We start from the raw sequence: 8,609 nt of genomic DNA on the forward strand, positions 1-8,609 counted from the left end.
TCTCAGACCCCCGCCCCCCCCGCGCCACCCCGCCCCCCCCCCCCCCCCCCCCCCCCCCCCCCCCCCCCCCCCCCCCCCCCCCCCCCCCCCCCCCCCCCCCCCCCCCCCCCCCCCCCCCGCCGCGGTCGTCGCGGGCCGTCGCCGCCAGCACCAGCAGCGCCGCCGCGACCAGCAGGTAGCCCGCCACGATCCACCAGCGGTAGCGCACCACGCTGTGCGTGGCCAGCGCCGTCAGCGCCCACCACACCCCCAGCGCGGCGACCTCCCGGCGCGTCACCGGGGCACCCCCGCCGGCCTCACTCGCCGTACAGGGCGTCGACCTCGCCGGCGAAGTCGCGCAGCACCTCGGAGCGCTTCACCTTCTGCGAGGGCGTGAGGTAGCCGTTCTCGATCGTGAAGTCCTCGGCCAGGACGCGGAAGCGGCGGATCGACTCCGCCCGGCTGACCGCCTCGTTGGCGCGGTCCACGGCCTCCTGCAGCGCGCGCAGCACGACCTCGTCGGTGCGGGCGCGCGCGAGGTCCAGCCCGGGCCGGCCGTGGTTGGCGCCCCAGGACGGCAGCGCCTCTTCGTCCAGGGTGACCAGGCAGCCCACGTAGTGCCGCCCGTCGCCCACGACGACGGCCTGGGAGACCAGCGGGTGCGCGCGCAGCCGGTCCTCCAGGGTGGCGGGCACGACGTTCTTGCCGTTGGCCGTGACGATGATCTCCTTCTTGCGGCCGGTGATGCGCACGTGACCGGACTCCAGGACCTCACCGAGGTCGCCGGTGCGGAACCAGCCGTCCGCGAACGCCTCCGCCGTCTCCCGCTCCAGCCCGCGGTACTGCCCGAAGACGCCCACGCCCCGGCACAGCAGCTCCCCGTCCTCGGCGACGGCGACGTCGGTGCCCGGCAGCGGCAGGCCCACCGTGCCCACGCGGGTGCTGGAGGGGCGGTTCACGCACAGCGGTGCGGTGGTCTCCGTCAGGCCGTAGCCCTCCAGCACCACCAGGCCCGCACCGCGGAAGAAGTGCGTCAGGTGCTCGCCCATCGGGGCGCCGCCGGAGACGGCGTGCGCGACGTTGCCGCCCAGCAGGTCGCGCAGCCTGGCGTAGACCAGCCGGTCGAACAGGGCGTGCCGCGCGCGCAGCGGCAGGGAGGGGCCCCCGGTGTCCAGGGCGCGGGAGTACGCCACGGCCGTGGCCGAGGCCCGCTCGAAGATCGCCGCCTTGAGCCGCCCGCCGGCCGCGGCGCGCTGCTCGGCGCCGTTGTAGACCTTCTGGAAGACCCGCGGCACCGCGAGCACGAAGGTGGGGCGGAAGCCGGCCAGGTCGGGCAGCAGGTCCTTCGCGTCGGGGGTGTGGCCGACCCGGATGCGGCACACCAGGCACAGCACCTGGATGAACCGGGCGAACACGTGCGCCAGGGGGATGAACAGCAGCGTCGCGGCGTCCGGCCGCTGCAGGACCTCGGGGATGGCGGCGCGGGCGTTGCGCGCCAGGTCCAGGAAGTTGCCGTGGGTGAGCACGCAGCCCTTGGGGCGCCCGGTCGTGCCGGAGGTGTAGATGACGGTCGCCGGGTCCGAGGGGCCCGCGAGGGCGCGCCGCTGCTCCAGCTCGTCCTCGCCCGTGTCGCGCCCCGCGGTCCGCAGCTCCTCCAGCGCCCCGGACGCCAGCGTCCACACGTCGCGCAGCTGCGGCAGCCCCTCGCGCACCGCCGCGACGCGCGCGGCGTTCTCCGGCGTCTCCGCGAAGCAGGCCACCGCGCCGGAGTCGGACAGGATCCAGCGCACCTGCTCGGTCGAGGACGTCTCGTAGACCGGCACCGTCACCGCGCCGGCGAACCAGACGGCCACGTCCACCAGGGTCCACTCGTAGCTGGTGCGGGCCATCAGGGCGACGCGGTCTCCGGGCTGCACGCCGGCGGCGATCAGCCCCTTCGCCACCGCCGCGACGTCGGCGAGCAGCTCCGCGGCGCTCACGTCCCGCCACCCGCCGTCGTCCTGCTTGCGGCTGACGCTGACGTGCCCGGGGACCTCGCGCGCCGTGTCCACGACGCAGTCGGTGAGGTTCCCGGTGGTCGCGGGCGGGACGAGCGGGGGCTCGCAGCTGCTCCGCACGGGGTGTCCTCCTCGGTGTGCTCCGGGGACGACGCCGTCGTCGGTCGCGTCCGGGCCGCCCGCGCGCTGCGGCGGCGCCCCGACCCTACCCGCGGGTGCGCCGGCTTCAGGTGGCGCCCGCGGTGGCCGATGGTGCCGGGACGGGGCCGGACGAGCCGGCCCGGGCGAGGAGGAGCGGTGGACGAGGTGCTGGACGGACCCGGTGGCGCTGCGCGCCGCGACCCGCGCGCCGGCACCCGCACCAGCGCGGCCTTCGGGGCGGTGGACGTGGGCCCGCCGGTGAGCCGCCTGCCCGCGGCCCCCGCGCCGGGCGCCGCGGCCGCGCCCGTCGTCCCGCCGCAGCGCTGCCCGTCCTGCGCGGCACGGGTGCGCGCCGGGCAGCAGTGGTGCTCGCTGTGCCACGCCTCCCTCGCGCCTGCCGCCGCGCCTCCCGCGCTGGTCGAGGAGCCGGCCGGGGAGCCTGCGACGGTGGCGGCCACCGCGCCGGCCGGGGGGACCGCGCTGCCGGGCCAGGAGGAGGTCGAGCGCATGCTGCGGGCCCTGGCGGAGTCCGCCGGCGCGCCGGTGCGCGGCCTGGGCTCCCCCCGGGCCAAGGTCGCCGTGGCGGCCGGCGGCGGCCTGGCGCTGACCCTGCTGCTGCTGCTCGCCATGACGGTGCTGGGGGCCCTCGCCGGCTGACCGCCCGGCGGGCCCCGCGCCGGCCCCCTCACCGGCCTGCGCTGAGGTCGCGGCGGCGATGCTCTAACCTCCTGGCGGTCGCCGATCGCGCGACCGCCCCTGCCGGGGCACGCGTCGCAGGGGGTTCCGGACGGGCATGGCGGATCAGCGCACGAGGACGAGCAGCGCTCCGGGCACGGTCGGGGAGGTCCCCGGCAACGCCGTCGGCGTGGACATCGGCGGCACCAAGATCGGGGCCGGTGTGGTCGACCACCGGGGGGAGATCCTCGCCCAGACCCGCAGGGAGACCCCCGCCTCCCACCCGGACGCCATCACCGAGGCGGTCGCCGACGCCATCGCCGAGCTGGCCACCACCCACGAGTTCGGTCCCGTCGGCGTCGCCGCGGCCGGTTTCGTCGACGCGGCACGCTCCTCGGTCGTCTTCGCCCCCAACCTGGCCTGGCGCGACGAGCCGCTGCGCAGCCGGCTGGAACCCCGGCTGGGCCGCCGGGTCGTCGTGGAGAACGACGCCAACGCCGCCGCGTGGGCCGAGTACCGCTTCGGCGGCGGGCTGGACGAGCACGGCCGCCCTGTCGACGACCTGCTGATGCTGACGGTGGGCACCGGCCTGGGGGGCGGCATCGTCTCCGGCGGCGTCCTGCAGCGCGGGGCCAACGGTGCCGCGGCCGAGCTGGGTCACGTGCGCGCGGTGCCCGGGGGGCGGGCCTGCGGCTGCGGGAACCTCGGGTGCTGGGAGCAGTACGTCTCCGGCAACGCGCTGGTGCGCGAGGCGCGGGACCTGCTGCGCTCGGGGGACCCGGCCGCCGCCGAGCTGCTGCGGGCCGCCGGCGGTGACCCCGACGCCGTCGACGGTCCCACCGTCACGCGGCTGGCCCAGGCGGGCGACCCCGCCTCGGCGCGGTTGCTGGCCGAGGTGGGGCGCTGGCTGGGCGAGGCCGTCGCCAGCTTCGTGGCCGTGCTGGACCCCGAGGTCGTCGTCGTCGGCGGCGGCGTCTCCGCCGCCGGTGAGCTGCTCCTGGCCCCGGCCCGCGCCAGCCTCGCCGAGAACCTGTCCGGCCGCACGCACCGCCGCCCGCCGCCGCTGCGCACCGCGCGCCGCGGCAACGCCGCCGGCATCGTCGGCGCCGCGGACCTCGCCCGGATCGACTGAGCCCGCCCCCGCCCGCGCACGGCGTGACGACAGGACGCGAGATGGCCGCACCCCGCCCGAGCCAGCCCCGGCGCCGCCGACCGCCGGACCCGCGCCGAGCGGCGATCCAGCAGCGGCTGCGCCAGCAGACGCGCCGGGCCCTCATCGGCGACGGCCCCGCCGTCGGCATCGACATCGGCGGCACGAAGGTCCTGGCGGGCGTCGTGGACGGCGAGGGCCGCGTCGTGGCGCAGGTGCGCCGCGAGACCCCCACCCGCAGCCCGCGCGCCGTCGAGGACACCATCGCCGAGGTCGTCGAGGAGCTCGCCGGCGCCCACGACATCGTCTCCGTGGGCATCGGCGCGGCCGGGTTCGTCGACGCCGAGCGCGCGAACGTCCTGTTCGCCCCCCACCTGGCGTGGCGCAACGAGCCGCTGCGCGAGGCGGTGGAGCGCCGGGTGCGCGCGCGTCTGGGCCGGCGCGTGGGGCGCCGCACCGTGGTGGAGAACGACGCCAACGCGGCGGCCTGGGCGGAGTACCGCTTCGGCGCCGGGCGCGGTGAGAGCCGCCTGCTGTGCGTGACGATGGGCACCGGCATCGGCGGCGGCATCGTCACCCAGGGGCGCGTGGTGCGCGGGCGCTACGGGCTGGCGGGGGAGTTCGGGCACATGGTGGTCGTGCCCGGCGGGCACCGCTGCGAGTGCGGCAACCGCGGCTGTTGGGAGCAGTACGCCTCCGGCAACGCGCTGGTGCGCGAGGCGCGCGAGCTGGCCCGGTCCGCCTCGCCGGTGGCGCACGCCCTGCTGGAGCTGGCCGACGGCGACCCGGAGGCGATCACCGGCCCGCTGGTGACGGACGCGGCGCGCGCGGGCGACCCGGCGGCGGTGGAGCTGTTCGAGGAGGTCGGGCGCTGGCTGGGCGTCGGCGTCGCCAACCTCGCCGCGGCCCTGGACCCGGGCACGGTCGTCATCGGCGGCGGCGTCTCCGACGCGGACGAGCTGCTGCTGGGCCCGTGCCGGGAGGCGTACCGGCGCACCCTGACCGGGCGCGGCTTCCGGCCCGAGCTGCGGGTGGTGCGGGCCCGGCTGGGACCGGCGGCCGGTCTGGTGGGCGCTGCGGACCTCTCGCGCGGCTGGGGCTGAGGTGCCCGGCGCACCGGCCGGGGACGGCACCGGCCGGGCGCGGTTGCGGGTGGCCACCTGCAACGTGCGCGAGCTGCTGGACGACGGCCGGGCGCTGCGGGAGGTGCTGCGCGCGGCGGCCGCGGACGTGCTGTGCCTGCAGGAGGTGCCCACGCACCCGCTGGCCGTGCACCGGCTGGGCGACCTGGCCACCGACACGGGCCTGCAGGTGGTGGCCGCGGGGCGGGCGGGAGCCGGCGCCGCGGTCCTGGCGGCGGCGCGGGTGGACGTGCGGGCGGCGGCGGTGCGGGCGCTGCCCACCCCGAGGCTGCGCGCGCGGCGCCCGGTCCGCCGGCGCGGGACGGCGGAGGCGCTCGTGCGGGTGCCGGCCGGGGCGGGCTGGTCGGTGCCGGTGCTGGTGCGCAGCGTCCACCTGGGCCTGGACGCCGACGAGCGGGTGGACCACGCCCTGCGGCTGCTGCGCCCCGCCGGCGCGGTGTGCAGCGGTGCCCCCCTCGTCCTGGCCGGTGACCTCAACGAGGAGCCCGGCGGGCTCGCCCGGGCCGTGCTGACGAGCCGGCTGCACGACGCGGCGGAGCTCGCCGGCGGCCCGTTCGCCACGTTCCCGGCGCGTGCACCGCGGCGCCGCCTCGACGCCGTGCTGGCCGACGCCCGCCTCGCCGTCGCCGCGGTGGGGACGCCGGACGTCCCGGGCGCCGCGACCGCGACCGACCACCTCGCCGTGGTGGCGGACCTGCTCGTGCCGGTGGCCGGGGGCGCCTGAGCGCTGCCGCGACGGGGCGTGCGGCGGCGCGGGCGGGTGGGCTCAGACCACCGCGCCGTCGTCGTCGTCCTCGTCGCGCGAGCGGGGCAGGCGCACGACGAGCGTGGCGAAGCCGGCCACGAACACCACGGCCGTCGCGACGGTCACCAGGGTGGGCGCGGCGCGCTGGGTCAGCGCCACCACGAGCAGGAACAGCGGAGCGCCGACGACCGCGGCCCAGGCGGCCCAGCCGACCAGGTCCCGGGGCAGCGGGGCGGGGTCGGCGGGCACGAAGCGCTCCCCGGCGTCCAGGTCCCGCAGCTCCTCCGGCTCGCCGCCGCGCCGCGGCGCGGCGGCCGGGACGTCCTCGCGGGGAGCCGGGGGCAGCGGCCGCGCCGGGCGCACGGTGCGGCCCTCGGGCCGCGACGGCACCGCCGGGCCGGTCCCGGGCGCGGCGGACTGCTCGCGACCGGTCTCGTCGCGGGCCCCGCTCGCCTCGTCGTCGGGTGCTGCACCGGTGCCGGCGGCGTCGTCCTGCCCGGGCGCGCCGGGCTCGGGGCTGCGGTCGCCGGGGCCCTCGTCCTCCCAGCGCGCGACGATCTCGGCGAAGGCCGCGTCGACGTCGAGGCGGCCGGCTGCGTCGTCCGGGTCAGCGGGCACAGCTCATCGTGTCACGAGCGCCGCGTGCGGTCGAGGCGTTCGCGTCGGCGCGCCCCCGCGGCGCGCGGCGGGCCGACGGTGCCGGGCCGCGGTGCCCTAGGGTCGCGGCTGCGGAAGCGCCGGCCGCGCGCGCCGGCCGGGGGCGAGGAGGCGACCGGTGCTCTACTGGGTCATCAAGCGGCTGGTGGCCGAGCCGGTGCTGACCCCGGTGCTGCGCCCGTGGGTGCGCGGGCTGGAGAACGTGCCCGCCACCGGCCCGGCGATCCTGGCCAGCAACCACCTCTCGCTCGCCGACGCCGTCCTGCTGCCGACGGTGCTGCCCCGCAGGATCACGTTCATCGCCAAGGCCGAGATGTTCACCGGTGCCGGCGTGCGCGGCCGGTTGTTCGGCGGGCTGCTGCGCGGGGTCGGTCAGCTGCCGGTGGACCGCAGCGGCGGGCCGGCCTCCAGCGCCGCCATCGACGGGGCGGTCGAGGTGCTGCGCCGCGGGGAGCTGTTCGGCATCTACCCGGAGGGGACCCGCTCCCCGGACGGGCGGCTGCACCGGGGACGCACGGGGGTGGCGCGCATCGCCCTGCGCTCGGGCGCGCCGGTGCTGCCGGTGGCCATGGTCGGCACCGGCGAGCTCATGCCCCGCGGGCGGGCGCTGCCGCGGGTGCGCCGGGTGGGGATCGTCATCGGGGAGCCGATGGACCTGTCGCGCTTCGCCGGGCGCGCGGACGACCAGTTCGTCGTGCGCTCGGTCACCGACGAGGTGATGGCCGCCATCCAGCGCCTGTCGCGGCAGGAGTACGTCGACGAGTACGCCCCGCGCCACGGGGGTGCGCCGCCCGCCGGCCGGGGCCCGGGCGCCGCCGGGCCCGGCGGTCGCGGCGCGCCTGGGGGACCGACCGCCTGAACGGTGCCGGTGCGGCGCGGGTGAGCGCGGCGGGCGCCGCGCGGTGACACAGTGGCCCACGTCACATCGGCACGTCCGGCACCGCGGCCGGCGGACGGGGGAGGCGCCATGACCAGCACGACGGGCGGCACCGGGGGCGGCAGTACCGGGGGCAGCGGCACCGGGGGCAGCGGCACGGGGGAGCCCGGGGCGGGGTGGTGCGTGGGCCTGCTGACCGGTGGCGGGGACTGCCCCGGCCTCAACGCCGTCCTGCGCGCGGCCGTCCTGGCCGGCACCCAGCGCCACGGGATGCGCTTCCTGGGCTTCCGCGACGGCTGGCGCGGCGTCCTGGACGGCGACGCGGTGCCGCTGGGCGAGGCCGACGTGCGACCCCTGCTGGCGCGCGGCGGCACGGTCCTGGGCTCCAGCCGCACCAACCCGCTGGCCGGCGGTGTCGAGCAAGGCGTGCAGCGGGTGCGCGCGTCGATGGCCCGCCTGGGCGTGGACGCCCTGCTGGCGATCGGCGGGGAGGACACCCTGGGGGTGGCCACGGCGCTGCACGAGGCGGGCGTGCCGGTGGTGGGCGCCCCCAAGACCATCGACGACGACCTGTCGGCGACCGACGCCACCTTCGGCTTCGACACCGCCGTGCAGACCGCCGTGGAGGCGTGCGACCGGCTGGTCACCACCGGCGCCTCGCACCACCGGGTCATGCTCGTGGAGGTCATGGGCAGGCACGCGGGGTGGATCGCGCTGCACACCGGCACCGCGGCGGGGGCGCACGTCACCCTCCTGCCGGAGGACCCGGTGGACCTGGACGCGGTCGCCGCGACGCTGCGCGAGGTGATCGGGCGCGGCGAGGCGCCGCTGGTGGTGCTCTCCGAGGGCGCGCAGGTGCTGGGGGAGCAGGCGCTGCGCACCGCCGAGCGCGACGCGTTCGGGCACGTGCAGCTCGGCGGCGCGGGTGAGCAGCTGCAGCGCGCCCTGACGGAGCGCCTGCCGGGGGTGTCGATGCGCCTGACGGTGCTGGGGCACCTGCTGCGCGGCGGCACCCCCTCGGCCGCCGACCGGGTCCTGGCGACCCGCTTCGGGCTCTCGGCGGTCACGGCCCTGGCGACGGGGGACCTCGGCACGATGGCGGCGCTGCGCGGGGTGGAGGTCGTCCAGGTGCCGCTGGCCGAGGCGACGGGCGTGCTGCGCACGGTGCCGGCCGAGCGGCGCGCGGAGACCGCGGGCCTGAGCTGGTGAACCGCTGCGGCGGTGCTGCCGGGGACGTCCCCGGCAG

Annotated in this window: 8 protein-coding genes; 6 read left to right on the plus strand and 2 right to left on the minus strand. The window is 78.8% G+C overall.

The annotated features are described in order from the left end of the window. Nucleotides 1-296: 296 nt before the first annotated feature. Nucleotides 297-2,096, minus strand: coding sequence for an AMP-dependent synthetase/ligase (locus tag ACRYM0_RS19400; protein WP_432507490.1), 1,800 nt, complete (start codon nt 2,094-2,096; stop codon nt 297-299). A 177-nt stretch (nt 2,097-2,273) separates the two neighbouring features. On the opposite strand from ACRYM0_RS19400, the gene ACRYM0_RS19405 reads away from it, so the two are divergent. The 4 genes from ACRYM0_RS19405 to ACRYM0_RS19420 all read left to right on the plus strand — a co-directional run bounded on the left by ACRYM0_RS19405 (nt 2,274) and on the right by ACRYM0_RS19420 (nt 5,808). Continuing rightward, on the plus strand, nt 2,274-2,774 hold the full coding sequence (locus ACRYM0_RS19405) for a hypothetical protein (RefSeq protein ID WP_432507491.1): 501 nt from the start codon (nt 2,274-2,276) through the stop codon (nt 2,772-2,774). A gap of 136 nt (nt 2,775-2,910) precedes the next feature. Beyond that, complete coding sequence (locus ACRYM0_RS19410; protein ID WP_432507492.1) at nt 2,911-3,924, plus strand: ROK family glucokinase; 1,014 nt, start codon at nt 2,911-2,913, stop codon at nt 3,922-3,924. A 41-nt stretch (nt 3,925-3,965) separates the two neighbouring features. Further along, complete coding sequence (locus ACRYM0_RS19415) at nt 3,966-5,045, plus strand: ROK family glucokinase (RefSeq protein WP_432507493.1); 1,080 nt, start codon at nt 3,966-3,968, stop codon at nt 5,043-5,045. A 1-nt stretch (nt 5,046) separates the two neighbouring features. Further along, complete coding sequence (locus tag ACRYM0_RS19420) at nt 5,047-5,808, plus strand: endonuclease/exonuclease/phosphatase family protein (protein ID WP_432507494.1); 762 nt, start codon at nt 5,047-5,049, stop codon at nt 5,806-5,808. A gap of 42 nt (nt 5,809-5,850) precedes the next feature. Here the strand turns inward: ACRYM0_RS19420 and ACRYM0_RS19425 are convergent, their stop codons facing one another. After that, the gene (locus tag ACRYM0_RS19425; RefSeq protein WP_432507495.1) at nt 5,851-6,447 is read right to left on the minus strand and encodes a hypothetical protein; all 597 of its coding nucleotides are present in this window, start codon (nt 6,445-6,447) and stop codon (nt 5,851-5,853) included. 157 nt (nt 6,448-6,604) lie between these two features. Here ACRYM0_RS19425 and ACRYM0_RS19430 point away from each other — a divergent pair, with 157 nt between their 5' ends. Further along, nucleotides 6,605-7,345, plus strand: a complete 741-nt coding sequence (locus tag ACRYM0_RS19430; RefSeq protein ID WP_432507496.1) for a lysophospholipid acyltransferase family protein — start codon at nt 6,605-6,607, stop codon at nt 7,343-7,345. A 108-nt stretch (nt 7,346-7,453) separates the two neighbouring features. Further along, on the plus strand, nt 7,454-8,572 hold the full coding sequence (locus tag ACRYM0_RS19435) for a 6-phosphofructokinase (protein ID WP_432507497.1): 1,119 nt from the start codon (nt 7,454-7,456) through the stop codon (nt 8,570-8,572). The last annotated feature ends 37 nt before the right edge of the window (nt 8,573-8,609 follow it).

The sequence above is a fragment of the Kineococcus arenarius subsp. arenarius genome (genome assembly GCF_050871845.1).
GTDB lineage: Bacteria > Actinomycetota > Actinomycetes > Actinomycetales > Kineococcaceae > Kineococcus.

What these genes read in the sequence shown, in the direction of transcription:
- ACRYM0_RS19410 (WP_432507492.1), top strand. Translation starts at nt 2,911, where the DNA reads ATGGCGGATCAGCGCACGAGGACGAGCAGCGCTCCGGGCACGGTCGGG.
- ACRYM0_RS19415 (WP_432507493.1), top strand. Translation starts at nt 3,966, where the DNA reads ATGGCCGCACCCCGCCCGAGCCAGCCCCGGCGCCGCCGACCGCCGGAC.
- ACRYM0_RS19435 (WP_432507497.1), top strand. Translation starts at nt 7,454, where the DNA reads ATGACCAGCACGACGGGCGGCACCGGGGGCGGCAGTACCGGGGGCAGC.